Annotated in this window: 28 protein-coding genes; 13 read left to right on the plus strand and 15 right to left on the minus strand. The window is 73.0% G+C overall.

The features are described 5' to 3' along the window. Positions 1 to 9: 9 nt before the first annotated feature. The 7 genes from ABT158_RS36630 to ABT158_RS36660 all read right to left on the minus strand — a co-directional run bounded on the left by ABT158_RS36630 (position 10) and on the right by ABT158_RS36660 (position 5,462). Positions 10 to 1,056 carry a VWA domain-containing protein gene (locus tag ABT158_RS36630; RefSeq protein ID WP_352361522.1) on the minus strand — a complete coding sequence of 349 codons (1,047 nt, stop codon included), beginning with the start codon at positions 1,054 to 1,056 and terminating at the stop codon, positions 10 to 12. Then, complete coding sequence (locus tag ABT158_RS36635; RefSeq protein ID WP_352361524.1) at positions 1,057 to 2,007, minus strand: vWA domain-containing protein; 951 nt, start codon at positions 2,005 to 2,007, stop codon at positions 1,057 to 1,059. Then, on the minus strand, positions 2,004 to 2,888 hold the full coding sequence (locus ABT158_RS36640; RefSeq protein ID WP_352361526.1) for a DUF58 domain-containing protein: 885 nt from the start codon (positions 2,886 to 2,888) through the stop codon (positions 2,004 to 2,006). The genes ABT158_RS36635 and ABT158_RS36640 overlap by 4 nt, the downstream gene beginning before the upstream one ends. A 6-nt stretch (positions 2,889 to 2,894) precedes the next feature. After that, positions 2,895 to 3,872 carry an AAA family ATPase gene (locus ABT158_RS36645; RefSeq protein ID WP_352361528.1) on the minus strand — a complete coding sequence of 326 codons (978 nt, stop codon included), beginning with the start codon at positions 3,870 to 3,872 and terminating at the stop codon, positions 2,895 to 2,897. 35 nt (positions 3,873 to 3,907) lie between these two features. Continuing rightward, positions 3,908 to 4,714: a S1C family serine protease gene (locus ABT158_RS36650; RefSeq protein ID WP_352361530.1), complete on the minus strand. Its 807-nt coding sequence runs from the start codon at positions 4,712 to 4,714 to the stop codon at positions 3,908 to 3,910. Between the two features lie 197 nt (positions 4,715 to 4,911). Then, positions 4,912 to 5,199, minus strand: coding sequence for a putative quinol monooxygenase (locus tag ABT158_RS36655; protein WP_352361532.1), 288 nt, complete (start codon positions 5,197 to 5,199; stop codon positions 4,912 to 4,914). A gap of 14 nt (positions 5,200 to 5,213) precedes the next feature. Continuing rightward, the gene (locus ABT158_RS36660; RefSeq protein ID WP_352361781.1) at positions 5,214 to 5,462 is read right to left on the minus strand and encodes an aldo/keto reductase; all 249 of its coding nucleotides are present in this window, start codon (positions 5,460 to 5,462) and stop codon (positions 5,214 to 5,216) included. Between the two features lie 19 nt (positions 5,463 to 5,481). On the opposite strand from ABT158_RS36660, the gene ABT158_RS36665 reads away from it, so the two are divergent. Continuing rightward, a complete protein-coding gene (locus tag ABT158_RS36665) occupies positions 5,482 to 6,039 on the plus strand; it encodes an MmyB family transcriptional regulator (protein WP_352361534.1) in 558 nt (185 codons plus the stop codon). 19 nt (positions 6,040 to 6,058) lie between these two features. Here ABT158_RS36665 and ABT158_RS36670 read toward each other — a convergent pair whose 3' ends face one another. Further along, positions 6,059 to 6,373 (minus strand): hypothetical protein, encoded by a 315-nt coding sequence (locus tag ABT158_RS36670; protein WP_352361536.1) that lies wholly within the window; start codon positions 6,371 to 6,373, stop codon positions 6,059 to 6,061. A 170-nt stretch (positions 6,374 to 6,543) separates the two neighbouring features. Continuing rightward, positions 6,544 to 6,840: a hypothetical protein gene (locus ABT158_RS36675; RefSeq protein ID WP_352361538.1), complete on the minus strand. Its 297-nt coding sequence runs from the start codon at positions 6,838 to 6,840 to the stop codon at positions 6,544 to 6,546. A 487-nt stretch (positions 6,841 to 7,327) separates the two neighbouring features. Between ABT158_RS36675 and ABT158_RS36680 the strand changes: the two genes are divergently transcribed. The 4 genes from ABT158_RS36680 to ABT158_RS36695 all read left to right on the plus strand — a co-directional run bounded on the left by ABT158_RS36680 (position 7,328) and on the right by ABT158_RS36695 (position 10,633). Further along, complete coding sequence (locus ABT158_RS36680) at positions 7,328 to 8,452, plus strand: hypothetical protein (protein WP_352361540.1); 1,125 nt, start codon at positions 7,328 to 7,330, stop codon at positions 8,450 to 8,452. A gap of 53 nt (positions 8,453 to 8,505) precedes the next feature. Further along, a complete protein-coding gene (locus ABT158_RS36685; RefSeq protein WP_352361542.1) occupies positions 8,506 to 9,114 on the plus strand; it encodes a hypothetical protein in 609 nt (202 codons plus the stop codon). Next, complete coding sequence (locus ABT158_RS36690) at positions 9,111 to 9,320, plus strand: hypothetical protein (protein WP_352361544.1); 210 nt, start codon at positions 9,111 to 9,113, stop codon at positions 9,318 to 9,320. Before ABT158_RS36685 ends, ABT158_RS36690 begins: the two co-directional genes overlap by 4 nt. Before the next feature lie 101 nt (positions 9,321 to 9,421). Beyond that, positions 9,422 to 10,633, plus strand: coding sequence for a PP2C family protein-serine/threonine phosphatase (locus ABT158_RS36695; protein ID WP_352361546.1), 1,212 nt, complete (start codon positions 9,422 to 9,424; stop codon positions 10,631 to 10,633). 25 nt (positions 10,634 to 10,658) lie between these two features. Here ABT158_RS36695 and ABT158_RS36700 read toward each other — a convergent pair whose 3' ends face one another. Both ABT158_RS36700 and ABT158_RS36705 read right to left on the minus strand, forming a co-directional pair. After that, positions 10,659 to 12,482 (minus strand): ABC transporter ATP-binding protein, encoded by a 1,824-nt coding sequence (locus tag ABT158_RS36700; protein ID WP_352361548.1) that lies wholly within the window; start codon positions 12,480 to 12,482, stop codon positions 10,659 to 10,661. Beyond that, positions 12,482 to 14,296 carry an ABC transporter ATP-binding protein gene (locus ABT158_RS36705; protein ID WP_352361550.1) on the minus strand — a complete coding sequence of 605 codons (1,815 nt, stop codon included), beginning with the start codon at positions 14,294 to 14,296 and terminating at the stop codon, positions 12,482 to 12,484. Before ABT158_RS36705 ends, ABT158_RS36700 begins: the two co-directional genes overlap by 1 nt. Positions 14,297 to 14,439: 143 nt before the next feature. Between ABT158_RS36705 and ABT158_RS36710 the strand changes: the two genes are divergently transcribed. After that, a complete protein-coding gene (locus ABT158_RS36710) occupies positions 14,440 to 15,639 on the plus strand; it encodes a hypothetical protein (RefSeq protein WP_352361552.1) in 1,200 nt (399 codons plus the stop codon). 26 nt (positions 15,640 to 15,665) lie between these two features. On the opposite strand, the gene ABT158_RS36715 is transcribed toward ABT158_RS36710, so the two are convergent. After that, on the minus strand, positions 15,666 to 16,472 hold the full coding sequence (locus ABT158_RS36715; protein WP_352361554.1) for a glycoside hydrolase family 18 protein: 807 nt from the start codon (positions 16,470 to 16,472) through the stop codon (positions 15,666 to 15,668). Between the two features lie 142 nt (positions 16,473 to 16,614). Beyond that, on the minus strand, positions 16,615 to 18,717 hold the full coding sequence (locus ABT158_RS36720; protein WP_352361556.1) for a sensor histidine kinase: 2,103 nt from the start codon (positions 18,715 to 18,717) through the stop codon (positions 16,615 to 16,617). A gap of 162 nt (positions 18,718 to 18,879) precedes the next feature. Here ABT158_RS36720 and ABT158_RS36725 point away from each other — a divergent pair, with 162 nt between their 5' ends. Continuing rightward, positions 18,880 to 19,155 (plus strand): sulfurtransferase TusA family protein, encoded by a 276-nt coding sequence (locus ABT158_RS36725; RefSeq protein WP_352361558.1) that lies wholly within the window; start codon positions 18,880 to 18,882, stop codon positions 19,153 to 19,155. A gap of 16 nt (positions 19,156 to 19,171) precedes the next feature. Here the strand turns inward: ABT158_RS36725 and ABT158_RS36730 are convergent, their stop codons facing one another. Further along, positions 19,172 to 20,143: a GlxA family transcriptional regulator gene (locus ABT158_RS36730; RefSeq protein WP_352361560.1), complete on the minus strand. Its 972-nt coding sequence runs from the start codon at positions 20,141 to 20,143 to the stop codon at positions 19,172 to 19,174. 72 nt (positions 20,144 to 20,215) lie between these two features. Here ABT158_RS36730 and ABT158_RS36735 point away from each other — a divergent pair, with 72 nt between their 5' ends. After that, positions 20,216 to 21,415, plus strand: coding sequence for an MFS transporter (locus ABT158_RS36735; protein ID WP_352361562.1), 1,200 nt, complete (start codon positions 20,216 to 20,218; stop codon positions 21,413 to 21,415). Between the two features lie 266 nt (positions 21,416 to 21,681). Beyond that, a complete protein-coding gene (locus tag ABT158_RS36740) occupies positions 21,682 to 22,479 on the plus strand; it encodes an alpha/beta fold hydrolase (RefSeq protein ID WP_352361564.1) in 798 nt (265 codons plus the stop codon). An 82-nt stretch (positions 22,480 to 22,561) separates the two neighbouring features. Here the strand turns inward: ABT158_RS36740 and ABT158_RS36745 are convergent, their stop codons facing one another. Then, positions 22,562 to 23,308, minus strand: coding sequence for an SRPBCC family protein (locus ABT158_RS36745; protein WP_352361566.1), 747 nt, complete (start codon positions 23,306 to 23,308; stop codon positions 22,562 to 22,564). Between the two features lie 284 nt (positions 23,309 to 23,592). Between ABT158_RS36745 and ABT158_RS36750 the strand changes: the two genes are divergently transcribed. The 4 genes from ABT158_RS36750 to ABT158_RS36765 are packed head-to-tail and all read left to right on the plus strand — an operon-like array spanning position 23,593 to position 26,366. Continuing rightward, positions 23,593 to 24,180 (plus strand): hypothetical protein, encoded by a 588-nt coding sequence (locus tag ABT158_RS36750; RefSeq protein ID WP_352361568.1) that lies wholly within the window; start codon positions 23,593 to 23,595, stop codon positions 24,178 to 24,180. A gap of 16 nt (positions 24,181 to 24,196) precedes the next feature. Continuing rightward, positions 24,197 to 25,366: a sensor histidine kinase gene (locus ABT158_RS36755; RefSeq protein WP_352361570.1), complete on the plus strand. Its 1,170-nt coding sequence runs from the start codon at positions 24,197 to 24,199 to the stop codon at positions 25,364 to 25,366. Next, positions 25,363 to 26,019 (plus strand): response regulator, encoded by a 657-nt coding sequence (locus tag ABT158_RS36760; protein WP_352361572.1) that lies wholly within the window; start codon positions 25,363 to 25,365, stop codon positions 26,017 to 26,019. The genes ABT158_RS36755 and ABT158_RS36760 overlap by 4 nt, the downstream gene beginning before the upstream one ends. Before the next feature lie 29 nt (positions 26,020 to 26,048). Then, positions 26,049 to 26,366, plus strand: a complete 318-nt coding sequence (locus ABT158_RS36765; protein ID WP_352361574.1) for a DUF3140 domain-containing protein — start codon at positions 26,049 to 26,051, stop codon at positions 26,364 to 26,366. Positions 26,367 to 26,421: the final 55 nt, after the last annotated feature.

The following is a 26,421-nucleotide window of genomic DNA, read 5'->3' on the forward strand; positions in this document are numbered from 1 at the left end:
CGCCGCGGGTCAGGCGCGGCGCGGGCGGTTCCACCAGAGGGAGAGCGACAGCGCCGCGACCACGAGCAGGGCGCCGGCCCCGGCGAAGGCGGCGGCCGTGTCCACCCGTTCGCGGACGACCGTGAAGGTGCCGGGAAGGGCGTCGAGGGCGGTCGCGAGCTGGTCGGCGTTCTCGGCCCGGTGGTAGGAGCCGCCGGTCGTACGGGCGATCTGCCGGAGTGCCGGCTCGTCGATGACCCGGGGGTTGCGGCCCCGGTCGAAGCCCCCGCCGAACCCGCCGCCCCAGTCGCCGAAGCCGCGGCCGTCGAACTGCGAGTTGTCGCACACCATCGGCACCACCTTCGTGGTGCCGAAGCCGATGGTGAACACGCGTACGCGGCGCGACGCCGCCTCCTGGGCGGCCCGCTGCGGGTCGACGCCCTGGGTGTTGGCGCCGTCGGTGAGCACGACGATCGCGGCGCCGGCGTACCCGGGGGCCGCGGCGGGCGGCGTGGCGGCGGTGGCGGCGACCGAGGGGTCCACCTCGGCGACCGCGTCGATCGAGGTGAGCATGGCCTGGCCGATCGCGGTGCCGCGGGCGACGGTGAGCCCGTCCAGGGCCGCGATCAGGGCGTCGGTGTCGTCGGTGGGCGGGACGAGCAGGCCCGCGGTGCCGGCGAAGGTGACCAGGCCGATGCGCGGCCCGCCGCGCTGCGACTCGATGAACCCGGCGGCGGCCTTCCTGGCGGCGGTGAGGCGGTTGGGATCGACGTCGGTGGAGCACATGGAGCCGGAGGTGTCGAGCGCGAGCAGGATCGTCGCCGACCGCATCGGCACCGGCACCGACGCCTGCGGCCGCGCCGCCCCCACCGCGAGCAGCGCCAGCCCGGCGACGAAGAGCGCCACGGGGATGCGCCGCGTCCAGCGCGTACGCCCGGGAAGCGCGGCCCGTACGAGCGCGATCGAGGTGACGCGCACGACCGCCCGCCGCCGCCGGCGGCCCGCCCACCAGCGGATCGCGAAGATCAACGGGATGACCAGCGCCGACAGCAGCGCCCACGGCCAGGACAACGACATTTAGATCACCCGCCCGGACCGGAACACGGTGACCGCCGCGCCCGCGGCGAGCAGCGCGAGCGCGAGCCCGATCAGCCCGCCGGCGAGCGGCAGCGGCTCGTCGGAGACGGTGAGCCGCAGGTCGATCAAGTCGGCGACGCCGTCGAGCCGCGCGGCGTCGGCGGCCGGGTGGTAGGCGCCGCCGGTGGTCCGCGCGATCGTGGTGAGGGTGTCCTCGTCGAGCGAGGTCTGCAGGTGGTAGCCGTCGACCCGGACCGCCGCCCCGGCCGCGGTGCCGACCCCCACGGTGTGGACCCGCACGCCCGCCTTCTGGGCCACGGCGGCGGCCCGTTCGACGTCGCCGCCCTGGTTCTGGCCGTCGGAGAACATCACGATCGTGGCCGACGGCCAGTAGCCGAGGTCGGGCGGCGTCCCGTCGCGGCCGATGACCACCTGCCGGCCGGTGATGGCCGTCAGCGAGGCCGTGATGGCCGCCCCGAGCGAGGTGCCGCCGGTGATCCGCAGGCGGTCGATGGCCCTGAGCGCGACGGAATGGTCCGCGTCGGGCCGCGCGGTGGTGAGCGCGCCGCGTTCGAACGCGACGACCCCGATGTCCACGCTGTCGGGCTGCGCCGCCACGAACGCGCGGGCCGCCCGCTGCGCGGCGGCCAGCCTGGTCGGCGCGACGTCGCCGGCGCCCATGCTGTTGGAGACGTCGACGGCGAGGATGACGGTGCCCGCAGTGCGCGGCACCGGCACCATCGCCGCCGGTCCCGCGGCGGCGACCGCGAGCACGCCGACCCCGGCGATCGTCAGGCCGGTCCCGAGGTACGCGCCGCGCCCGCCCGGCCCGGCGACCCCGGCCGCGGCCAGCGCCTCCCTCCGGCGGCGGGCCGAGACGACGACCGCCCAGGCCAGCGCCGCCGTGACGAGCAGCCCCGCGGCCAGCAACAACGGGGACGACAGTGTCATGGCCACCGCTCCCCTGTGCGGGCGGCGAGTTCGACGAGGGTGTCGGTCAGGTCGTGGTCGGTGGCGACGCGGTGGACCGGGACCCCCGCCCGGCGCATGCCCGCCGCGAGCCGGGCGTCGCGGGCGTCCACGGCCTCGCGGAAGCGGACCCGCAGCAGCGGGTCGGCGGAGTCGACGACGAGCTGCTCGCCCGTCTCGGCGTCCTCGACCACGATCAGCCCGGCCTCGGGCAGCACGTCGTCGGCCGCGTCCACGATGCGCAGGGCGACGACCTCGTGCCGCCGGGCCAGGCGCTGGAGCGAGCGCTCCCAGTCGCCCTCGCCGATGAAGTCCGACAGGACGACGACGAGCGCGCGGCGGCGCGCCAGCCGTCCGGCCGCGTCGAGCATGTGGGCCAGGTCGGTGGTGGCGCCGGCGCGCGGGCCGGCGGTGCGCTCCAGCTCGGCGCCGATCCGCAGCGCGTGCCGACGAGACGTGCCCGGCGGCACGACCCGCGCCATCCCGGTGTCGAACAGCAGCGCCCCGACCCGGTCGCCGCCCCGCCCGAACAGCCGGGCGAGGACGAGCGCCAGCTCGGCCAGGACGTCGTGCTTGGCGCGTCCCGGCCGCCCGGCCGTCATCGAGGCCGACCGGTCGAGCACCAGCCACACCGTCAGCTCGCGATCCTCGGTGAACACGCGCAGATGGGGCTCGTCCAGGCGGGCGGTGACGTTCCAGTCGATGTGCCGGGCGTCGTCGCCGTCGGCGTAGCGGCGCAGGCCGGTGAAGTCGACGCCGGAGCCGCGGTGCGCGGTGCGGTGGGCGCCCTGGAGGCGGCCGTCCAGCCTGCGGACGACCTTCCACTCCAGGCGGAGCAGCAGTTTCTCGGGGGCGGTGGCCATGACGGCTCAGCGGTTCCGCAGGACGACGTCGGGCACCCGGACGGCCCCGAGCACCCTGCTGATGATCGTGTCGGCGTCGACGTCGTCCGCCAGGGCCTCGTAGGACAGGACGAGACGGTGGCGCAGCACGTCGAGCGCGAGTTCGGACAGGTCGTCCGGCAGGACGTAGTCGCGGCCGCGCAGGAACGCCAGCGCGCGGGCGCCGGTGACGAGCGCGATGGACGCGCGCGGGCTGGCCCCGTACGTGACGTACCGCTCCAGCTCCCCCAGCCCGGCCGTGCCCGGCGAACGGGTCACGGCGACCACGCGTACGGCGTAGTCGACGATCGACGGATCGACGTACACCTGCCGGGCGCGGGCCCGCATCTCCATCAGCTCGGCGGTCGTGACCGTCGGCTGCGGCGGGTCCGGCGGACGCAGCGCGCGTTCGACGATCGCCTGCTCCTCGTTCTGGGCGGGATAGCCGACGACCACCTTCATCATGAACCGGTCCACCTGGGCCTCGGGCAGCGGGTACGTGCCCTCCGACTCGATCGGGTTCTCCGTCGCCATCACCAGGAACGGCTCCGGCACCTGGAACGTCTCGCGGCCGATCGTCACCTGGTGCTCCTGCATCACCTCCAGCAGGGCGCTCTGCACCTTGGCGGGGGCGCGGTTGATCTCGTCGGCGAGCAGCAGGTTCGTGAACACCGGGCCGAGCTCCGTCCTGAACTCGCCGGAGTGCTGGTGGTAGACCCGGGTGCCGACGAGGTCGGCGGGGACCAGGTCGGGGGTGAACTGCACGCGCTGGAAGCCGCCGGTGATCGCCGCGGCCAGCGACCGGACGGCCAGGGTCTTGGCCAGGCCCGGCACGCCTTCCACCAGCAGGTGACCGTCGGCGATCAGCGCGACGGCCATGCGTTCGAGCAGCACGTCCTGGCCGACGATGGTGCGTTTGACCTCGAAGAGGACCTGTTCGAGCGGATGAGCCTGGGCCGGGGGCATGATGTCCCTTCTGTGGGCGCTGTGGGCAGTGGCGGTCAGATCTGGGGTCCGTCGCCTGGTGGGCCGTCGCCGTCGTCGCCGCCCAGGGCCGCGCCGATCGGCACCGCGAACGCGATGCCGGCGAACGCATCGTCGCCGCCCGGGTCGGCGATCGAGACGACGATCCCGACGACCAGCCCGCGGGCGTCCAGCAGGGGGCCGCCGGAGCTGCCCGGGTTGACGGAGGCGTCGAACTGGATCAGCCCCTTCAGGCCGGCGTCCTTGCCGGTCCGGCCGGCGGTCCGGTCGAGGCCCGACACCACCCCGGTGGAGACGCTGTAGGTCAGGCCCAGCGGATTGCCGATCGCCACGACCGGCGCTCCCACGGCCACGGCGCCGCCGAGCGTCGCGGGCACGACGATCTCCGGCAGCTTCACCGGCTTGAGCACGGCGACGTCCCTCTGGGGATTCGCGGCGGCGACGACGGCCTTCGCCCTGGTCCCGTCGGCGAACGTGAGGTTGATGTCCTTGGTGGCCTTGACCACGTGATGTGCCGTCAGGATCGTCCCGTCCTCGGCCGCGATCACGCCCGTGCCGAGCGACTTGCCCGCCTGGATGACCACGACCGACGGGCCGACTCTGCGGAAGACGTCCGGCACCGTGAGCGTCGCGGTGGGCGTCGGCGTGGCGCCCGGCCCTCCCGCGGCCGTCCCGCCGCTGCCGCCGCCGCCCAGCCAGTACGCCAGCACCGCCACGACGACCAGCACCCCGCCCCCGGCGGCGACCCGCCGAACCTTCTCGGCCCTGGCCCGCCCGGCTTCCCGAGCCCCGGCCGCACCGTCCTCCTGCGGCACGCGCTCCATGCCCCTCATACTCAGCAATCGCCCCGAAAACTGCCATAAAGAAGGACGCACCAAATAGCCGACATCTCCGGACGCGACGGGTGCCGGGCCGCAACCCATACGGCAGGACCGATTCCTCAGCCGTTCGCCGACCGGTCCCCCGCATCGGCCTCCTGCGGACACTCGGTCAGATCGGGCCCGGCGGGGCTCGGGTAGAGCTAGGCAGTCACGAGCGTGCGCACGACCATCGGCTCGGCCAGGACGAGGGCCAGCACCTGCGCCGCATGGCGGTGATGCGGCGTGGTCAGGTGCCGCGCCCACGCCCCGGCGCCGGCCCACTCCTCGATCACCACCATGCTCGCCGGATGGTTCGGGTCGCCGTAGGCGCGGTAGGCCAGGCAGCCGGGCTCGTCCAGGGACGGTTCGATCATCGCTTCGAGCGCGGTCCGCAGCCGGTCCTCCTGACCGGCCGCGGCCACGTACTGGGCCAGCACGATGAGGGACATCTCCGGCGCCGTCCTCACGCGCGGGGCCGGGCGGGGCCGGCGCCGGCGCCGGAGGCGGTGATCGCGGCGGCGATCTCCGCCAGGTCGGCCGGCGTCAGGTCCACCGCGGCGGCGCCGATCCAGCCGTCCACCTGCTCGGGCCGGCGGGCGCCGACGATGGCCCCGGTGACGCCCGGCCAGGCCAGGACCCACGCGATGGCCACCTCGGCGACTCCGACGCCGTGCCGGGCGGCGACCGGACGTAGCGCCTCCGCCAGCCGCAGGTTGGCCGCGAGGCCCGTGGTGAAGTCGTGGTGGGCGGTGCGCCAGTCGCCCCTCCAGCGCCTGCTGGACGCGTCGGCCGACGTGCCGGCCTACGTCGTCGGGCGCAACACCGACGTACTGGCCTGGAACCACCTCGCGGCGGCGCTGATCACCGACTTCGGCGCGCTGCCGCCCCGCCAGCGCAACCTGGCCCGCCTGGTGTTCCTGGACGAGGGCATGCGCGACCTGTACGCCGACTGGCCCGCCAAGGCCGCCGACGTGGCCGCCTACCTGCGCCTCGACGCCGGCCGCCATCCTGCGGACGCCCGGACGTCGGAGCTGGTCGAGGAGCTGTCGGCGGCCAGCCCGGAGTTCCGCGAGCTGTGGGCCGAACACCGGCTCAAGGACAAGACCCACGGACGCTACGTCTACCTGCACCCGGTGGTCGGCAGGCTCGACCTCGGCTTCGAGACCCTCCGCCTGCCCGACGACCCCGACCAGGCGTTGATCGCCCACACCACCGAGGAGGGCTCCCCCTCCCAGACCGCTCTCCGCCTGCTGTCCGCCTGGACCCGCCAGGCCCACGCCGCCACCTGACCCCCGGCGGGCGCGCCCGCTAGGAGTCGTCCTTCTCCAGCAGGCGGTCGAGCCTGATGGCCAGATCGAGGGTCTCGCAGCGCAGCAGGTCGAGCCGGCGGCGGATCTTCGACCGGATCGCCTGGAACTGTTCGTCGGTCTGCCCGCGCAGGCCGAGCAGCTCGTCGGTCAGGGCCGTGACGTCCTGGCCCGACTGGCTCCGGGTCTCGGCGAGGTCGGCCCGCATCTCGGCGATGCCGAGCACCGCCTCGGAGCAGTCGGCCTCGGCGCACAGTGTCGCCTCCAGCGCCTGGACCCGAAGCCTGATGTCCAGGATCTCCGCCTCTACATCCACTTACTCCTACCTTTGCCGGTAGTCGGTAGGGAACCGGCCCAGTGGTGGAGGGCGGCCGGGTCCCACTTGCTGTAAGCACATGGTGGCAACCCGTGTATACCCGACACGACCGCCGGCAGGCAACGGGTGCGGGTCCGCGGAGGGCTCGGAGCTGAGCCTGGCGTGGCAGGTCAGTTGTTGATCGGGTCCGGGCCGTACGCCGGCGTCCCCTGCGGGCAGCCGGGCTCCGGGTCCTTGCAGCAGCGCGGCCGGCTGGACGCGAAGTGGTCGTTCAGGTGGCGGCGCAGGGCCGCCAGCTCGTCGCCGAGCGCGGCGAAGTCCTGTCGCATCTCCGTCCGGATGTCGGCGATGTCGGCCTGCATCCGGGTGATGCCGGTCGTGGTCGCCGTGAGGTCGCCGGTGGGCCTGCCTGCCTTGAGCTTCCGCAGGCGCAGCAGCAACTTGAGCATCTGTGTCTCTAGGTCCACACATTCCCGCCTTCGCGCAGCTGGACAGGGGCCTGCGCCGGATGGGCGGGCGCCCCGGGGATGAAGAAAACGGTGGCACATCGGCCGCCCGCGTGGGGATGATCTTGATTTCGCCGGGTGAGGTTCCATTACACCGGCGCCCAAGTTTCTTTTCTGCCAGCGGATATTGGCCGCCGAAAGTGACGGACCGAAACAGGGCCGGGCCGGAGGAACGAGGGCGGAGACGGCGACCCGCCACGACGGGCGCGGACCGGCCCGCGGCACCGGCGCGGCACCGGCGCGCGCCCGCCCCTGACACGGGCTCGTGCCGGCCCTTGTCAGGGGCGTGGGAACCGGCCCGTCCGCTGGAAAAATCTTCTGGCGCATATCACGGCAAATCCGCAGATCAGGGACCGGCAACCATGCGAATTCCCCTCCACGACCACGCCGGATCAAGCATCCTGAGCATGTCATCACGCTCCCCCACCCCCCGTTGTAAGGAGCCTCCGTGACCCGGTTCGCCGTCGACCACTCACGCCACGCGCTCATCGCCACCTGGGGTACGGGGATCGGCGACATCGCCACCACCGTGGCGGAACAGGTGCCTTCGAGCCCCGACGTGCTCCGCCTGGCCACCAGCCTCACGGAGCTGTCCTACGCCTGCTGGCGCTGCTACACCCACCCGTCCAGCGCCGCCGACCAGCACGGCCCCAACAGCGTCGGCTGGCAGCGGCAGGCCGAGCGCGACGCGTTCGCCTCGGTCATCCCGGCCCTGCTGGCGCCCGTCCGGCCGGCCAACGGCGCGCTGACCCTCTACTCCACGCGGGTGGAGGAGGTCGCCCACCGCGTCGGCCGTACGCTGCACACGATCAACCACGCGCCGCTGGCCGGCAGCGTGGCCACCGACGTCACCGCCGAGCTGGCCGCCATCGAGAACGCCGAGCTCGGCGACCTGAGCGAGCGCGCCCAGCAGGCCGTCATGCTCAGCCGCGAGGACGCCTCGCCCCTTCAGGTCGCCCAGGCCGACAGCCTGCTGCACCAGCATCCGTTCGGCACGGAGGCGCTGTTCACCAAGATCGACCCCACCGCGGCCGCGATCGCGGCGGCCCACTGGCTCTATGCCGCCGCCACCGTCAGCGCCCGGCACACCGGCCTGCATCCGATGCAGACCATCTCCGAGGTCGACAACATCAAGGCCCCCGCCCAGGAGAGCCTCACCGAGGTGATCTCCGCGATGAGCGGCGGCGGCTCGCCCAGGGCCGCGGTCATGCCGATGATCCGCAACGCGCTGCACGTCGCCGAGGGCCACCTCTACGGCGTCACCGAGGCCAAGCACCGCATCGGCGTGGCCGAGGAGCTGATCGCCCAGGCCCGCACCGACCATCCCGAGCTCGGCCTCGGCCCCAGCACGGTCTACCTGCCCATCACCCCGCTCAACCCGGCCCGTCCGGCCCTCGACCTGCTGGAGAACCTCCTCTACGGCATCCGCAGCTGCTGGCTGACCTTCTCCCAGCACGCCGACACCCCGCCGGGCCGGGAGCCTGGCCGGGCGCGCCACCACCACCGCCACACGGAGGTCTTCCTGGCCGAGGTGCGGAAGAGGGCGGCGTTGGACCGTTCCCGGCTGCTGTAGCCGGTGCCTGCTGCCCGCCGGGCGGGCGTCACATGATCGCGGTACTGTCGGGCATGTCGGAAAACGTCGCCGAGCGCCCTCCCTTACCGGCGCTCACCCGGGCCCTGGTCGGCCCGCCAGGCAAGGTGCTGCTTCCGCTGGTCGCCGTGGCAGGGCTGATCGTGCTCGACTACACGAGCGTGCCGGGCGGAGGTTCGTTGACACTGCTGCTGGCGGGGCTCGCGCTCCTCGTCGGCACCGTGGTCGTCTGGGTCGCCCGGTTCGCGGTGGGCCTTCTGCGCTCCGACGGACGTCCCGGGCTGCGCCGCCACTGGGCCCGCTGGACGGCCGCGCCGGTGATGGGCGTGATCATGACCGCGCTGGTGTTCACCAGGGTGCCGTTCGAGGCCCGGTTCGCGCTGTCGGAGTCGGAGCTGGAGCAGTTCGCCCGGACGGTCGCCGCGGACACCACGACCGTCAGGCGCGAAGACCAGTGGGTGGGCCTCTACCCGCTGACGTCGATCGAACGGCTGCCGGGCGGCGCGCGGTTCCTGGTGAGCGACACCGGCTTTCTCGACCGGTACGGCTTCGCCTGGAGCCCCGGAGGCACGCCGCCGGAGGAGTCCCACACGGCATACACCCACCTCGAAGGCCCCTGGTACGTATGGGAGAGCCGGTTTTGAGGATTCCTGGATCGGTCGGCGGATGGGTGTTCGCGGTCGTCGCGCTGCCGGCGTTCGCCTTCTTCGCAGGCGGCGGCATGCTCTGGTGGTCGCTGGCCGGGGCGCAGGCGGCCATGATCGTCGCGGTGGCGAAGGCGTACCAGGACGCGGCGCGGTGGCGGGCGCCTGACGCGGAGCGCGCGGAAGGACCGCCTGCCGCCGAGTGAGGCCGGCCCGGTCCGTACGGAGGTGTCGGCGACGGCCAACGGGGCAGAAACCGCCCCTCGAATGGGTAGGTTTCCGGGCAGACCTCAGGAAGGGTGTGCCGATGCGGCGGAGTGGCGGCGAGCTGATGCTGGGCGGCATGCTGTCCGCCAACCATCTGACCGCGATGGAGGACCTGCCGCACGTGGTCGCCGGGCACGCCGCGCTGGCGGGCTTCTCCGAGACCGCGATCTACGTCACCGACCTGCAGCAGCAGGAGCTCATCCCGATCACGGAGCAGCGGGACCCGTCCGGCGCGGCGCTGACGGCCCTGCGGATCGACGGCACCCTCGCCGGGATCGCCTTCCGCAACGCCGAGGTCGTCCGCGTGCCGGGCGGGCCCGGCGACACGGCTCGGCGGCTGTGGCTGCCGCTCCTGGACGGCACCGAGCGGGTCGGCGTGCTCGGGGTGACGGTGCCGCTGGACGACGAGGTCGCCGAGTGGCGGGCCCAGCAGCTCGCCTCGCTGGTCGCGCTGCTGGTGATCAGCAAGCGGCCGCACAGCGACTCCTACTCGCGGTTGATCCGCGCCCGGCCGATGACGCTGTCGGCCGAGGTGCTGGTGCCGCTGCTGCCGCCGGGGACGTTCGCCAACGACGACGTGGTGGTCAGCGCCGTGCTCGAACCGGCGTACGAGGTGGGCGGGGACGCCTTCGACTACGCCATCGACGGCGAGGCGCTGCACGTGTCGATCTTCGACTCGATGGGCCACGACACCTCCGCCGGGCTGACGGCGACCGTCGCCGTCGGGGCCAGCAGGAACAACCGGCGGCAGGGCGCCGATCTCGTCAGCACGGGCCAGGCGATCGACGCGGCCATCGCCGAGCAGTTCGTCGGCCGCTTCGCCACCGGCATCCTGGCCTGCCTCGACCTGCACACCGGCTGGCTGACCTGGGTGAACCGGGGGCACCACCCGCCGCTGGTGATCCGCGAAGGTCAGCAGGTGGCCACGCTGTCCAGCGAGCCCGACCCGCCGATGGGCTTCCTGCTGCGGCCGTACACCGGGGAGCTGCGCTACCAGCTCCAGCCCGGCGACCGGCTGCTGTTCTACACCGACGGGATCATCGAGGCGCAGAGCCCGGACGGCGAGCTGTTCGGCCTGGAGCGCTTCATCGACTTCATCCTCCGGCACGAGGCCGACGGCCTGTCGGCGCCCGAGACCCTGCGCCGGCTGGTGCAGGCCATCCTGGAGCACCAGCACGGACGGCTCCAGGACGACGCGACCGTGCTCATGGTGGAGTGGCGCAGCAGCAGGCAGCAGCGGCTCGTCATGTGAGCCCGTCAGGTCCCGCCTGAGCCCGTCAGGTCTCGCCGACGGCGACGAACCCGCTGTCGGGCCGGTAGTCGGGCGACTGGTGGCGGAAGTAGGTGTTGTAGACCTGGCAGTAGCGGCCGCCGCGGGCCAGCAGCGAGGCGTGGTCGCCCTCCTCCACGATCCGGCCGTGGTCGAGCACGATGATGCGGTCGACGTGCTCGATCGTGGACAGCCGGTGGGCGATGACGATCGAGGTGCGGCCGGCCAGCACTACGTCGAGCCCCTCCTGGATCTGGGCCTCGGTCAGCGGGTCGACGCTGGCGGTGGCCTCGTCGAGGACGACGATCGCCGGGTCCTGGATGAGCAGGCGGGCCAGCGCGACGAGCTGCCGCTGGCCCATCGACAGCGCCCGCCCGTGCTCGCCCACGTCGGTGGCCAGGCCGTGGGGCAGGGCCTCGATCCAGTCGCCGCCGCCGACCGCGGCCGCCGCGGCCAGCACCTCGTCGTCGCCCGCGGCGGGACGCGGGTAGCGGATGTTGTCGGCGACCGTGCCGCTGAACAGGAACGGCGCCTGCGGCACCGCGCCGATCTGCCGCCGGTACGCGCCGAGGTCGAGCGAGCGGATGTCGTGGCCGTCGATCAGCAGGCGGCCTTCCTGGAACTCGTAGAAACGGGTGATCAGCTTGCCCAGCGTGGACTTGCCGGCGCCGGTGTGGCCGACCAGCGCGACGGTCTCGCCCGCCTCGACGACCAGGTCGAAGCGGCGGAGCACGGGGTGGGCCGCGTCGTAGCCGAAGGTGACGTCGTCGAACTCGATGCGCCCGGCCAGCCTGCCCGGATCGGCCGACCCGGTCTGCACGACCCGGGGCGGGGCGTCGATCAGGGCGAAGACCCGCTCGGAGGCCGACAGGCCCTGCTGGAACTGCGACCAGAAGGCGGCGATGGAGGTCAGCGGCATCCAGAACAGCGACACGCCCTGCAGGAACAGGTACCAGTCGCCTGCCGACAGGCCGCCGCCCAGCACCGCGGTGCCGCCGAGCTGGACCAGCGCGACCGTCGCGAGCCCCGCCACGAGGAACAGCAGGGGGAAGATGGCCGAGAAGACGAAGCCCTGGCGCAGCGTCACCCGGTAGCTCTGCTCGTTGACCGGCCGGAACTCGTCGTAGACCTGCTGCTCCTGGCGGAAGTTCTTGGCCACGGCGATGCCGCCCATGGTCTCCTGGAGGTTGGCGTTGACCCGGCTCAGCGACCGCTGGGCCCGCCGCGTGCTGGACCTGGCCAGCCGCCGGAACAGCAGCGCCATGCCCATCACGACCGGCGCCACCAGCAGGGTCAGCAGCGCCAGCTCGACGCTGCGCAGGAACAGCAGGACGGTGACGAACCCCACCATCAGCACCTGGCTGATCAGGTCCATCGTCAGGGTGGAGACCGTGGCGAAGTCGTCGGTGTCGGAGGTGACGCGGCTGACGATGCGGCCCGACGGGGTCTCGTCGTAGAACGACAGGTCGCGTTCGAGCACGGCGTCGAAGGCGTCTTCGCGCAGGCGCAGCACGACGTCGCCGGTGACCCGCGCGCTGTACCACTGGCGGACGAAGTTGAAGGCCCAGCTCAGCGCGCCGGCCAGCAGGATGCCGGCGGCCAGCAGCGGGCCGACGTCGGCGATCGTGCCGTCCTGGATGGCGTCGACGCCCTGGCTGGCCAGCAGCGGCAGGGCCGCCTGCGCCGCCGACACCAGCACGATCATGGCCGCCACCAGGAACATCGCGCCCAGCTTGGGGCGGAAGTAGGCGAGGATCCGGCGCGTCAGGTCACGGTCGGAGTAGGTGCGGTCGTAGTCCTCGGCGTCGAGGCCGTCCATGATGAAGCCCATCAGTGGACCCTTTCCTGCTCGTCGAGCGCGCCCTGATCGGCCGGGACCTCGTCGTAGTGGGAGAAGATGCGGCGGTACAGGGGGCTGCCGGCGATCAGCTCGTCGTGGGTGCCGAAGGCGGCCACCTCGCCGCGCCGCAGCAGCAGGACCTTGTCGGCCCAGCGGATCTGGGAGAGCCGGTGGGTGATCAGCAGGGTCGTGCGCCCTTCCTGGATGCGCTCGATGGCCTGCTGGATGCGGTCTTCGGTGGCGGAGTCGATGGCGCTGGTGGAGTCGTCGAGGATCAGGATGGCCGGGTCGGTCAGCAGCGCCCGTGCGATGGCCAGCCGCTGGCGCTGGCCGCCGGACAGCGTGAGGCCGCGCTCGCCGATGACGGTGTCGTAGCCGTCGTCGAGCTCGGCCACGAACTCGGCCGCCTGCGCGTCTTCCGCCGCTTTGACCACGGCGGCGCGGTCGGCCCGCTGGCCGAGGCCGAAGGCGATGTTCTCGGCCACGGACCGCGAGAACAGCACGACGTCCTGCTCGATGGTGGAGATCTGGGAGCGCAGCGAGTCGAGGTCCCAGTCGCGGACGTCGACGCCGTCGACCAGGATCCGGCCCGAGGTGACGTCGTAGATGCGGGGCACCAGCTTCGTCAGCGAGCTCTTGCCCGCCCCCGTCTCGCCGACGATCGCCACCGTCTCGCCCGGCCGCACGGTGAACGTCACCCCCCGCAGGACGGGCTCGCCCTCGCCGTAGCCGAACGTGACGTCGTCGAAGACGATCTCGCCCCCGATGGGCGCGGCGTGGCCGGCGGCCGGCTGCTCCAGCTCGGTCTCGGCGTTGACGATGTCGAGGATCCGGCGGGAGGACACGATGCCGATCTGCACCAGCGAGAACGTGAAGATGGAGATCTGGGTCGGGAAGCCGAGCATGCCCATCAGCCCCATGAAGGCCACCAGGTCGCCGATCGTGATCGCGCCGGCGGCGTGCAGGACGAGTGCGTGCCACAGCGCCCCCGCCATGGCGCACGCGAACAGCAACGTGGGCAGGTAGCGGGCCTGGACGAGGCCGTTGCGCACGAACGAGTCGCGGTAGCGCCGGGCGTCGGCGCGAAAGCGCAGCCGCTCCTGCTCCTCCTGCGCGGTCACCTTGATGACCTCGATGCCGCGCACCGCCTGGCTCAGCCCGGCGTTGAGGTCGCCGAACTCGTCGCGCATGCGGGTGGCCACCGGGTTGAGCTGCCCCATGTAGTGGCGCAGCGCGAAGGCGAACAGCACGCCGAACACCACGGGCACCAGCAGCAGCCGCGGGTCGATCGCGGCGATGAACACCAGGGGCACCAGGCCGGTGAGCCCGGAGTCGACGATCAGGTCGACGCCCGGACTGATCATGATGGACAGCTGGCGGATGTCGTTGGCCGCCCGCGCCATCAGGTCGCCCACCCGCTGCCGGTTGTGGAAGGTCTGGCTCTTGCCGAGCAGGCCCGCGTAGAGCTCGTCGCGGGCGTCGCGTTCGAGCCGCTTGGCCAGCATCTCGCTGCTCAGCCGGGCGACGAGGTCGAACAGGCCGCGGGCCGACACCACCGCCAGCAGCGCCAGGGCGACCAGGCCGAGCGCGGCGGCGGGCGTGCCCCGGCCGCCCAGCACCGCGTCGAAGGCCGAGCCGGTGAGCTGCGGGACCAGCGCGTTGAGCACCACCATCACCAGCGAGCCGCCGAGGAAGCCCGTCAGGGGGAGCGGGTGGCGGCGCAGGTGGGACCAGAGCCAGCGGACCGGCCCTCGCCGGTCGTAGCGCGGGCCTTCTACGGAGAACTCCGAACTGCCGCTGGTCACGGTGAAACCCCTTGGCCGAGGGCGGGCGAACATCGGACCCGTTTGTATCACCGGCCACCGACAGAATCCGAGGGGTTTTCCGGCCGCCCGGTGAAGGCAAAGAGCGGGCAGCGTCACGCAATGAGACAGTAACCTTACCCACCGTGGACCATTTCCTCCATCAAGCGGACCTGCTGCCGCTCGTGACCCTCCAGCCGCCGGTGCGCCTCCTCCCGGCCGACGACCTCGCGGCCGTGGTCCGGGCAACGCCGGTCGTCCACGACCTGCTCCGCCTCGCCTCCGCCGTCGGCGAGCAGGGGGCGGCGCGGCCCGGGCAGGGGCGGCTCTGGGGCGTGGCCGAGGACAGCCGGCTCATCGACGTGCGCGACGGGGCCGCCACGACCGGCCCGGCGGTCGAGACCCTGACGTCGGGGCCGGCCGACGACGTGCTGGACACGTGGGGCGACATCCTCTACTCGCTGTTCTCCCCCGAGGCCGACGCCGCGGCGCTCGACGCCGGCACGAGCACCCTGCTGATGCTGCTCAGCCACCGCGACGCCCTGCCGGTGACGGAGATCCCCGAGCTGACCGACGAGGCGGCCGACGAGCTGGCCTGGTTGCGGCTGATCCGGCGCGAGGGCTCGTCGGTGTCGCTGACCCCGCTCGGCACCTGGAGCGCGCTCGACCTCTTCAAGACCCTCATCGGCCAGGACATCCCGGTCCACGGCGGCACGGCCGGCGCCGACGCCCCCACGCTGCTGCGCGCCCTGCGCACCTACGACGACGACGAACGCGCCGAGGAGGTGCGCGTCTGGCTGGGCGGGCGGGATCCGGCGCGGGCCGCCGAGGAGATCGCCGACGTCCTGCTCGACGTCAGCCCGCTGAGCCGGGCGGTCGGCCTGACCGTGCTGCTGGAGGACCTCGGCCGGCCCGGTCGGGAGATCGCCGCCGCGTTGCGCGAGGTGCCCCGGCTGGGGGCGCTCATCAGGGCCCGGGAGAAGGAGGACCACGACGTCCCGCCCGCGCCCGTCGACGTGGCCTGGGTGTACGCCGACATGACCGTGGCCGCGATGGAGATCGGCGGCCCGGCCGAGTCGATACTCCAGCTCTCCGGCAACCTCGACGTCGACGACGTGCTCAGCATGCTCGGCATGATGACGTGCAGCGACCATCCCTACACGACGCCGATGCTGCGCTTCCTCATCGAGCACCATCCGGCGCCCCGGGTGGCCTCGGCCGCGCGCGTGGCGTTGCAGCGGTGGCGCGGGGTGCACGTACGGCCGCCGGGCGAGCGCGGGCGTCTGCCGAGGAAGCCCCGCAAACCGGGCAAGACGGCGGGCGCCCAGAAGCGCCGGCGACGCTGACCGAGCCCTCCAAGGGGCTCGGAAGGTCAGGGCTTGCGGGTCAGTCTGAGGGCGGCGCCGACGCGTTCGGCCCACTGCCAGGGGGCGTCCGTGCCGCCGGGCAGGGCGTTGTAGTACTCCCAGCCGCTCACCCCGCCCATCCCGGGATGCCGGTGCAGCAGCTCGGCGACGGTGGCGGCCAGGCGGTCGATCTCGACGTAGCCGCCGCCCCCGTTGTCGGGGGTGGTGACCGCCCCGGCCACCAGCTTGCCCGCCGGCACCGCTCCCCCGGCGAGCACGGCGTCGTAGTCGCACGGGTCGGCCAGGCTGCGCGGGCCGCCGTACATCGGCAGGTTGAGCCAGGCGAGGTCGGCGCCCCGGTCGCGGAAGACCTGGTCGTGGTCCACGGCGGCGGACGGGGTGAGCGCGAGCAGGAAGGCCGGGCCGAAGTCGGCGCGCAGCCGGTCGATCAGGCGGCCGAGGCCGGTCGGTGACATGGGCGCGGTCAGGTGCAGGTCCACGCCGTCGAGGCGGCGGCGGGCGAGCAGGCGGCGCAGCGGCGGGTAGCAGGTGCCGAGGTCGTGGTCGAGGCGGTCCAGGCCGTCGATCATGGCCAGGGCGCGGGCGCCGTACACCTGGGTGACCTGCACGTCGTCCCACATCTGGGCCAGCTCGGGGCAGTCGGGCGGGGCGCCGTTGAGCCGGACGTCGCCGTCCGCGCCGACCTCCACGGTGGCGACGACGAGGTGGGTGAGGCCGGTACGCCGTTCGATCAGGGGCAGCGGGGAGACGTAGAGGCCGCCGTCGCAGTGGGTCCGGTAGTACATCACCAGGCGGGGTGTGTGCTGGGGCAAGGCACGTCCTCCGTGAGGAATGAGGTGATACTTCACCATGTTCCACACCAAGGGTGAGATCAAAACTACTCTTGGTTAATTTTGCCCGGCCCGGCGCGGCCCGGCGCGGCTTGGCGCGGCTTGGCGCGGCTTGGCGCGGCGCTCAGCGGCCCGCGCGCGGCGGCCTGACCGGCTCCTTCGCGGCCGAGCCCAGGGGCAGCATGACCTCGACCCGCGTCCCGGCCCCCGGCCCGCTGTTGACGACGCAGATGCCGCCGAGCTCGGCCGCCCGTTCCCGCATCGAGCCGAGGCCCACCCCCGCGCTGTACGCGGCGGGCAACCCGCGGCCGTCGTCGGCGACCAGCACGCGCAGGACGGTGTCGCGCTGGAGCACGATGCGGGCGCGGGAGGCCCTGGCGTGCCGCCGGATGTTGGTCAGCGCCTCCTGGACGATCCGGTAGACGGCCACCTCGACGGCGGCGGGCAGGTCGGTCAGGCTGCCCTCGACCTCCACCTCGATCTGGGTGTCCGGGGAGGACTGGCCGGCCAGCTCGCAGACGGCTCTGGCCAGGCCGAGGTCGTCGAGCGCGGGCGGGCGCAGGCCGTACACCAGCTCGCGGATGTCGTCGGTGACCGCACCCATGCCGGTGTGCAACTCGCGCAGCAGCTCGTCGGCGGCGTCGGGGGACTTCTTCAGGCTCATCCTGGCCATGTTGATGGTCATGGCCATGGCCGAGAGGGTCTGGCCGAGCCCGTCGTGCAGGTCGCGGCGCAGGCGGCGGCGCTCCTCCTCCCTGGCCGTCAGGATGCGTTCCCTGGAACGCTGCAGGTCGGCGGCCATGCGCACGGCGTGCGCCACGTCGGCGGCGTACGGCGTGAGCGTGGTGAGCACGCGCTCGTTGTGGGCGGCGGGGAAGCGGCGCGGGCCGGGCGGCCCGACGAACAGGCGGCCGACGCGCTCCCCGTGCCACACCAGCGGCACCTGGCGGGGCGCCGCGCCCACCCGGCCGCTCTCGACGTAACGCGGCTCGCCGTCGGCGACCTCCACGGCCACGCCCTCGACCGCGAGCCCGTCGCGCAGCACGCTGACCACGGAGGTCAGCGCCTTGGCCGGGTCGCCGCGCCGGACGGCCTGGGTCAGGCGTTCGGCCAGCACGGCCGGGTCGCCGACGCTGCCGTACAGGAGGCGGTCGACGGCGCGTTGCAGCACGTGCCGCAGCGGCTGGAAGAACGCGCCGGCGAACAGCGCGGCGGCGATGCCCGCGATCTCGTCGTAGCCGGAGACCACGAGGCTGGACAGCGCGCCCGCGCCGAAGTAGACCGCGCTCACCACGGCCACCAGCCCGGCCGCGACGAAGGCCCGGCTGATCACCGTGTCGATGCCGTAGAGCCGGTAGCGGGTCACCGAGAACGCGACGGCGACCGGGATGAGCGCCGCCCACACGACGCTCGGCCACAGGAGCGCCGGCACGAACGCGGCCATGATCAGGAACACGACGTAGCCCGCGAACGCGAACAGCGGCCATCCGATCTGCCGCCTGCCCACCGGGTCGGCCCGGCGCAGCCGCAGCGCCAGGGAGAGCGCCGTCAGCGCCATGGCGACGTAGATGCCGGTCCAGGCCACCATGGAGACGGCCTCCACGTACGGCCCGAGCGCGCGGATCTGCAGCGGGTTGGGGATGACGGCCGGGTAGGGGTAGCTGCCGGGGGCCGGGTCGGGCCGGAACACCGAGCGGGCCAGGTCGAGCCCGAGCGAGAACGCGCCCAGCAGCAGCACCCACCGCCAGCGCGGCGAGGGCAGCCGTCCGTCGGGCGAGTAGAGCGGCAGCAGCATGGTGAGGGCCAGGCCGCACACCGCCCACCCGACCTGCGCGGGGAAGCGTACGAGCCCGGCCGCGACCAGGTCGCCGTCGGCGGCCAGCCGGAACATCAGCGCGCTGGACAGGTCGCTGACGGCGGCGGCGATGCCGCCCGCGACCATCAGCCACGCCATGTTCAGCCGCGGCCGATGGAAGATCAGGAACGCGCCGACCGCGGGGAAGGTCAGGGCGGCGGCCGTCTGGGGCGAGGCGGTCCTGAGCGGGGTCCACGCCTCCGGCAGACGGGCGTAGACGAGCAGCGCGGCGACCGTGAGGACCGGCGAGGCCACCGCCAGGACGACGGCCGTGACGCGCGCGAGCCGCACGCCCCGGCCCGCGGAGCCGCGCCCGGTCCCGTGGCTCTCCGCCGGCCCGGCCTCTTCGGCGATCTCGGTGAACCTGGTCATCTCATCACCGCCTTCCCCAACACTTGAACAGGATTATGACCCTTTACTGGGATAATCCGCCCGTTGTGTCCGGGCCGTTACCGTCCGACGCCTGCGCCGGCCCCTCACGGGGCCAGGACAGGCCTCAACCTACTCGACGGCGACGCGTGGTTTCCTGTACGCATGCCCGAACCTGATCTGGTGATCGACGGCGGCGACAAGATGTGCGTCCAACTGCTCATCGAGCTGCGCGGGCACGTGCTGCGCGCCGGTCCTGGCGCCGTGATCCACCTGATCGCCACCGACCCCGCCGCGCCCGTCGACCTGCCCGCGTGGTGCCACCTGACCGGGCACTCCTACCTCGGGCCGGTGCCCGGCGCCGAGCGCCCGACGTACGCGGTGCGCGTCGCGGACGCCGCCAAGGAGACCGAGCCCACCCGTCCCTGGCACGCGGCCTGACGGCGGCCGCCGCCCGTCAGCGGAAGGAGCGCCGGTAGGCGGCCGGGGTGGTGCGCAGCGCGGTGTGGAAACGGCGGCGGAGGTTGACGGCCGAGGAGAGGCCGACGCGGGTGGCGATCGTCTCGACCGGCAGGTCGGTCTCCTCCAGCAGCGCCCGGGTGGCGGCCAGCCGGCGTTCCAGCAGCCAGCGGGCGGGCGGCACGCCGAGCTGGTCGGCGAACTGCCGGGTCAGGGTCCGCGCGGAGACCCCTGAGTAGGCGGCCATGTCCTCGACGGTGACGTGGTCGGGCAGGCGGCCGAGCAGCCATTCGAGCAGCGGGGCCAGGGAGTCCGGCATGGGCCCCGCTGTGGGCAGCGGCGGGTACTGGCGCTGGCAGCCCTCGCGGTGCGGCCCCGCGGCGAGCTGACGGCCGATGCGCATGGCGTGGGCCGCGCCGTGGTCCTGGAGCACCTGGTGCAGGCACAGGTCGAGGGAGGCGGCCGAGGCTCCGGCGGTGGCGACGTCGCCGTGGTCCACGTAGATGACGGTGTCGTCGGGGATGACGCGGGGGTGGCGGGCGGCCAGCTCCCCGGACAGCTCCCAGTGGACGGACGCGCGGCGGCCGTCCAGCAGGCCCAGGGCGGCGGGGATGAAGATGCCCGCGCAGACGGCGACGATCCGCGCCCCGCGGGAATGGGCCCGGGACACCGCGTCGAGCACGGCCGGCGAGGGGACCAGGGTCCAGCCCGCGACGATCACGGTGTCGGCCTCGTCGACGGCTTCGAGACCGCTGTCCACCTGCATGGGGACGCCGAGGGTGGTGGGCAGCGAGCCCGGCCGCTCCGCGCACAGGGTGAGGCTGTAGTGCTGGGGGATGTCGGGGCCCTGGTAGCCGAAGACGGCCGAGGCCGAGGTGACGGGATAGAGCTCCTGGTTGGGGGCGACCAGGGCGACCACGCGGTGCGGGCTCACGGGGGCCGGAGGGGTCTCGGGGCAGTCCAGGGGCATGGCGCAAATGTACCCAATGATGTCATTTGGGACACCGGTGCTTTGATCTGGAGAAATCCAGAATTGGGGCTCATGTGGACGAGGAGTTTCGCCCTCTACTTCGGGGCCCGCACGATCTCGCTGCTCGGCGACGCGATGATGCCCGTCGCCTCGGCGCTGGCGATCGGCAAAGTTTACGGGATCGCCGGCGTCGGCTTCGTGCTCGCGCTCTGGACCGCGTCGGCCGTGCTGGTCATGTTGTTCGGCGGGGTCGTCGCCGACCGGATCGGGCCCCGGCGTCTGATGATCGGCGCGGACGTGGTCAGGGTGGTCACCCAGGCCGTCGTGGCCGTCGCCTTCCTCGACGGGGCCCCGCCGTACGCCCTGCTGCTGGCGATGGCGTTCCTGTCGGGCATGGCCGCCGGGGTGTTCGAACCGTGTGTCAACGGGATGGTGCCGCTGGTCGCCGAGGATCCGCAGCGGGCCAACGCGACCTTGAAGATCGCCGAGGCGGTCACCCAGCTCGTCGGGCCGGCGCTGGCCGGGATCCTCGTCGTGGCCACCGGGCCGGTCTTCGTCTACACCGTGGATGCCTCGACGTTCCTGGTCAGCGCGGTGTGCCTGCTGCTGGTGCGGGTCGCCGTGCCGACGCCGGAGCCGTCCGACGTGCTGAGCGACCTGCGCAGAGGCTGGGAGGAGTTCAAGGCCAGGAGCTGGATGTGGTCGGTCATCCTGGTCTGGGTGTTCTGGGGCGTGCTGGTGGTGGGGCCGTACGTGCCGCTGTCGTCCCAGGTCATCGGGGCCGACTACGGCTGGGTGATGGCGGCGCTCGGCCTCGGGACCGTGCTGGGCGGGCTGGTGGCGATCCGGCTGAAGCCGCGCAGGCCGCTGGCGGCGGGGGCGGTGGCGCTGATCGGGTACGTCGCCGTCCCGCTGTCGGTCGCGCTCGGGGCGCCGCTGCCGCTGCTGATGGCCGGGCACCTGCTCGGGGGGTGCGCGATGGCGTTCTGGTCGGTGATGTGGTCGACGACCGTGCAGACCCAGGTCGCGCCGGACGTGCTGAACCGGGTCAACGCCTACCAGGTGGCCGGGTCGGTCGCGGGCATGGCGATCGGGCAGGCGCTGGCCGGCCCGGTCACCGCGCTGGTCGAGCCGCGCGTCTTCATGCTGGGCTCGGCCCTGGTGACGGTCGGCGTGGTGACGGCGCTGCTGGCGATCGGGCCGGTACGGCGGCTCGGCCGCAGGTCGCAGGCGTCCGGGGGGAGCGGGCCGGTCACGGTCCCGGCGACGTAGCCGGCGCCGAGGGGGGCGGTGCCCACGGCACGTGCCGAGGCCGGGGCGCGCGGCTGGCAGACCGCCCGCCCCCGTCTGCGGCACGTGCCGTCCCCTCCTGTTCGCGGCACGCGATGTGGGAGCCGCCCCAGCGTCCCCCGCGCTCGGGACGACTCCACCAGGTAAGAGCGCAGAGGTACCCGTATCAGTACGTCCTCCCCCAAAAGATTTCTTGACAATTTTATTTGTCGGTGGCTAACGTGGGCACCACGAAACGGAGGAACACCATGAGCAGCATGATCAACTCCGCGGACGGCACCCCCATCGCGTACGAACGCGCAGGCCAGGGCCCGGCCGTCATCCTCGTGGACGGCGCACTCAGCTTCCGCGGCTCCAGCATCAACGGCGGCCTGGCCGAAGCGCTCGCCCCCGACTTCACGGTCTACACCTACGACCGGCGCGGACGGGGCGAGAGCGGCGACACCCAGCCGTACGCCGTCGAACGGGAGGTCGAAGACCTGGCCGCGCTCGTCAAGGAGGCCGGCGGCCCGGTCCGCCTGTACGGCACCTCCTCCGGCGCCGCCCTCGCCCTGGCCGCGGTCCAGCACGGCCTGCCGGTCGAGCGCCTGGCCCTGTACGAGCCGCCGTTCGTCGTGGACGGCACCCGCGCCCCGCTCAAGGACGACTACCCGCGACGGCTGGAGGCGCTGGTGGCCGCCGGCCGCCGGGCCGAGGCGGTCAGGATGTTCATGCGCGAAGGGGTCTGCCTGCCGGCGATCGTGGTGGCGATGATGCGGTTCATGCCGGCGTGGGCCACGCTCAAGGCCGTGGCGCACACCCTGCCGTACGACACCGCGCTCGTCTTCCCGTACCAGCGGGGCTTGCCGTACCCGGAGGGCGCGTGGGCGTCGGTGACCGTCCCGACGCTCGTCGCCGACGGCGGGAAGAGCCCGCAGTGGATGCGCAACTCCGTCGGCGCGCTGGCGAAGGCGCTGCCCGCGGCCGACTACCGCACGCTCGACGGGCAGACCCACATCGTCAAGCCGGAGGCCCTGGCGCCGGTGCTGCGGGACTTCTTCGCCTGAGGACCGCCGGTCGGGCGGTGACCGTGGGGTTCTTCGACTGAGGGCCGCCGGTCGGGCGGGTTCTTCGCCTGAGGGCGGGCGGTCAGGCGGAGACGGTGGCGAGCCAGTGGGTCCAGGCGGCTTCCAGGGCCTCGCCGTCCACCGGGGCGTAGGCGTGGTGCTCCACCACCGCCATGCCGCGTCCCTGGACGAACATGTACAGGCCGTCGTCCGTACGGACCGCCACGAACGTGCCCGGAGCGGTCACCCACTCCACGACGCCCCGCTCCGGCGAACGCCCCTCGATCGCGACCGTCACCTTCTCCCCCGCCACCGGACGCCCGGCGACGCCGAGCGCGGCCCCGAGCGCGGCCCAGAACCGCTCCTCCGACGCGCACGGGCCGGCCAGGAACAGGTTGTGGGTGGAGATCCGGCCGGGGAAGTGCCTGAGGTAGACGGCCAGCTTGTACAGGTACTGGAGGTCGCCGCGCTCCAGGTCGTCGTACTCCGACTCCCAGTCGTCGCCGAGGAAGCCGCTGTGGACGAAGCGGAGCACCGTGCTGCCCGCGCCGCGGGCTTCCAGCAGGTACTCGAAGGCCATGAACGTGCCGTCGGGGTTCTCCACGCCCCGGTGGGCCAGGCGGCGGCCCGGCTCCCAGGCGGTGACCACCGACTCGGTGGCGACGTCGTCGCCGAAGGTCTGCGTGCCCCGGCCGCCTTCGCGCGGTTCCAGTTCGGTACGGCCCATGAACCACGAGTCGATGCCCGGGCCCTCCGCGATGGCCTGCCAGACGACGTCGGGGGCGGCGTCCAGCGAGATCTCGTGGCGGATCTCGAACTCGTGCGGCATGGCGGTCTCCCTGTCACGGCCCGGCGCGGTGTGCGGCCGACGATCGCACCGACAATATCGCTTGTCAAGCCGACTCCTGTTGTCGGCCCGTCCGTGGGGCGCGGTCGGCGGGCATGTGGGCGCGGTCGGCATGCCTGTGGGCTCGGTCGGCGGGCAGGTGGGGCGCGGGAGCGAGGGGCATCCCTCTTGAGAGCGAGGCGGAGGATCGCCCGTCCCGGCGATCACATCCGGAGCGGAAAACCGCAGGATGAGTGCATCGCCCCGCCCCTTGAGGAGAACCCCCGATGAACACCCGCGCCGCCTTCGTGGCCGCCCCGCTGCTCGTCCTGTCGTACGGCGTGATCCGGATCGTCGACGGCCTGGACGGGAGCCGAGGGCCGGGGTTGGCCTGGACGGTCGGCCATCTCGCCTTTCTTGCCGCCCTTGCCCTGTTCATCGTGATATTTCGGGAAATGTGGCGGATGCTGGGCCGCAACCGCATCGCCACCGCCAGCCTCGTGGTCGGCCTGGTGGGCATCGCGTGCGCGGCCGCGCAGTTCCTGATCGACGTCGTCGTCGGGTTCATGGCCGCCGACCACGACGCGATGTCCCCGCTGTTCGACCAGGTCCAGGCGGTTCCGGGGGTGTCGCTCGCGGTCTACGCCGCCGGCCCGTTCCTGTTCTACGCCGCCCAGCTCGCCCTGGTCGTCCAGCTCGCCGCGCGGCGGCAGGTCAAGGTCTGGACCCCCGTCCTCGTCCTGCTCGACTTCGCCCTCCCGATCCTGGACAAGGACCTGATCCCGCTCGGCGCCGTGTGCATGCTGGTGTCGTTCTGGCCGCTGGCCCGCGGCCAGGCCCAGGCCGGCGCCCGGCACGCGCTCGTCCATGCGTGAGGAAGAATGGGACCCCGTGTCCGATCTGACGCTTGTCGACGTCTTTCGTCGCCGGCTTCGAGCGCTCCCCCACCTCTGGGTGGACGGGGCGCTCGCCCTGTTGATCGCCCTCGTCCAGGTCTGGCCGCTGATCTCCCGCCATGACCCGTACGGCGGCAGATGGGACTGGTGGGGGTACGTGATCGCGATCGGCGCCTCGCTCCCCGTCATCTGGCGGCGCCGGTGGCCGGTGACCATGCTGATCGTCAGCCTGGTCGTGGGCGCGCTCTACGACCTCGCCGACAACCTCGCCAGCCAGCCCATCTGGTACGGCGCCCTGGTCGCCTTCTACACGGTCGCCGCCTACTCGCCCCGCCTGCCCAGGGTCGTCATGCTCGTCACGACCCTCGTCGGCGGCCTGGCCTCCGTCGGCTCGTGGGAGACCGCGATGCGCGGGGTCGCCCTGTTCACCGCCGCCTACGCCATCGGCCGCGCGGCGGCCACCTCCCGCGCCCACGCCGCCGAGCTGGCCGAGCGCGCGGCCCGGCTCGAAAGGGAGCGTCAGTTGGAAGCCGAGCGCGCGGCCGAACGCGAGCGGGCCAGGATCGCCCGCGACATGCACGACATCCTGGCCCACGCGGTCAGCCTCATGGTGGTCCAGGCCGAGGCGGGGCCCGTCGTGGTGCGCAGCAACCCGGCCAGGGCCGAGGCCGCCTTCGACGCCATCGCCGCCGCGGGCCGGGACGCGATGGTGCAGCTGCGCCGCATGCTCGGCGTACTGAAGGAGGACGAGCCGCAGGCGCCGCGGGCGCCGCAGCCGACCCTCGCGGAGCTGCCCGCGCTGGCCCGCCAGGTGGCGGACACCGGCCTGGACGTGCGCTTCGCCGAGTCCGGCGAGCCCCGCCCGATCGGCCCCGACAGCGCGCTGGCCGCCTACCGGATCACGCAGGAAGCGCTCACCAACATCGTCAAGCACTCCGGCGCCGACCGCGCCGAGATCCGGCTCACCTGGGAGGACGACCACCTGATGATCGACGTCACGGACAACGGGCGCGGCGGCGGCCCCGCGCTGCCCTCGGGCGGCAACGGCCTGATCGGCATGCGCGAACGGGCCGCGGCCTGCGGCGGCAGCGCGACCGCCGGCCCGCGCGCGGACGGGCCGGGCTTCGCCGTGTCGGCGCGGCTGCCGCTGGGAGCCGGCCGATGAGCGTGCGCGTCGTGGTGGCCGACGACCAGGAGCTGGTCAGGGGCGGGTTCGCGATGATCCTCGACGCCCAGCCCGACATCTCGGTGGTGGCCGAGGCGGCCGACGGGGTCGAGGCCGTGGCCGCCGTACGGGCCCACGAGCCGGACGTGCTGCTGCTCGACATCCGCATGCCGAGGATGGACGGTATCGAGGCGGCCAGGATCGTGTGCGCCGAGACCGCCTGCCGGGTGCTGATGCTGACCACGTTCGACCTGGACGACTACGTGTTCGACGCGCTGCGCGCGGGCGCGAGCGGGTTCCTGCTGAAGGACGTGCGGCGGGACGACCTGGTGACCGCGGTGCGCGTGGTGGCCGCGGGCGAGTCGCTGCTCGCGCCCACGGTGACCAGGAGGCTGATCGCCGAGTTCACCTCCCGCCCCGCGACGACCGCCGCCCCCGCGCACACGCTGGAGTCGCTGACCGCCAGGGAGCGCGAGACGTTGCAGCTGATCGCCCGCGGCCTGTCCAACGCGGAGATCGCCGAGGCCATGGTGGTCAGCGAGCACACGGTGAAGACGCACGTCAGCAACGTGCTGAGCAAACTGGGGCTGCGCGACCGCGTGCAGGCGGTGATCGCGGCCTACGAGTCGGGGCTGACCGTTCCCGGGGCGTAACGCGAGGGTCGGGCGGGTAGGCGGCCCATATGACTGAGGGTTTCGACACGGACACGCTCTGGGACGAGTTCCACCGGGCGGTCAACATGAACTCAGAGGAGCTGCGCGGCTACCTGCTCGCCGACGCCTCGGACGAGGAGGGCTTCCCTCCCGACCCCGACATGGGCATCGACAAGCTGGGCAGGGGCGTGCTGCACGTCCTGAGCAAGCGGAAGGGCGACCTGACAAAGGCCGACCTGGACGTGATGCGCCAGGTCGTCGAGCTGGTCGAGACCATGGGCGACCGGACGGACGACGACTCGCGGCGCGAGCTCATGTCCGTCGGGCACGACCCGCTCAGGGCATAACGCCTCGAATTCAACAAATGGTGGATGTGGGGCGACGCAAAGTGATGAAATGTGC

The organism is Nonomuraea sp. NPDC001636 (assembly GCF_040298265.1).
Classification (GTDB): domain Bacteria; phylum Actinomycetota; class Actinomycetes; order Streptosporangiales; family Streptosporangiaceae; genus Nonomuraea.